The organism is Duganella lactea, assembly GCF_009857505.1.
In the GTDB taxonomy this organism is placed as follows: Bacteria; Pseudomonadota; Gammaproteobacteria; order Burkholderiales; family Burkholderiaceae_D; genus Rugamonas; species Rugamonas lactea.
In genome coordinates, this window is record NZ_WWCP01000089.1 from 1 (window position 1) to 1,155 (window position 1,155).

Here is a 1,155-nt window from a genome sequence, read left to right on the forward strand (position 1 = left end):
TAATTCAAGGGAGTGGGACGAGTGAACTTGTTCACGTAGCAATCGGAAGTGGTTCCAAGAAAAGCCTCTAAGCTTCAGTCATACGAGACCGTACCGCAAACCGACACAGGTGGGCGAGATGAGTATTCTAAGGCGCTTGAGAGAACTCGGGAGAAGGAACTCGGCAAATTGGTACCGTAACTTCGGGAAAAGGTACGCCTCGGTAGCTTGGTCACTTTACTGTGATAGGGCGAAAAGGTTGCAATAAAATGGTGGCTGCGACTGTTTAATAAAAACACAGCACTCTGCAAACACGAAAGTGGACGTATAGGGTGTGACGCCTGCCCGGTGCTGGAAGATTAAATGATGGGGTGCAAGCTCTTGATTGAAGTCCCAGTAAACGGCGGCCGTAACTATAACGGTCCTAAGGTAGCGAAATTCCTTGTCGGGTAAGTTCCGACCTGCACGAATGGCGTAACGATGGCCACACTGTCTCCTCCCGAGACTCAGCGAAGTTGAAATGTTTGTGATGATGCAATCTACCCGCGGCTAGACGGAAAGACCCCATGAACCTTTACTGTAGCTTTGCATTGGACTTTGAACCAATCTGTGTAGGATAGGTGGGAGGCTTAGAAGCGGGGACGCCAGTTCTCGTGGAGCCAACCTTGAAATACCACCCTGGTTTGTTTGAGGTTCTAACCTTGGTCCGTTATCCGGATCGGGGACAGTGCATGGTAGGCAGTTTGACTGGGGCGGTCTCCTCCTAAAGTGTAACGGAGGAGTTCGAAGGTACGCTAATTACGGTCGGACATCGTGATGATAGTGCAATGGCATAAGCGTGCTTAACTGCGAGACCGACAAGTCGAGCAGGTACGAAAGTAGGACATAGTGATCCGGTGGTTCTGTATGGAAGGGCCATCGCTCAACGGATAAAAGGTACTCTGGGGATAACAGGCTGATTCCTCCCAAGAGTTCATATCGACGGGGGAGTTTGGCACCTCGATGTCGGCTCATCACATCCTGGGGCTGTAGCCGGTCCCAAGGGTATGGCTGTTCGCCATTTAAAGTGGTACGTGAGCTGGGTTTAAAACGTCGTGAGACAGTTTGGTCCCTATCTGCCGTGGGCGTTGGAAATTTGAAGGGGGCTGCTCCTAGTACGAGAGGACCGGAGTGGAC

1 rRNA gene is annotated in these 1,155 nt (G+C 51.3%); it reads left to right on the forward strand.

Features of this window, described 5'->3' with window-relative positions:
• Window positions 1-1,155 (forward strand): 23S ribosomal RNA (locus GTP44_RS26780); the annotation flags it as partial.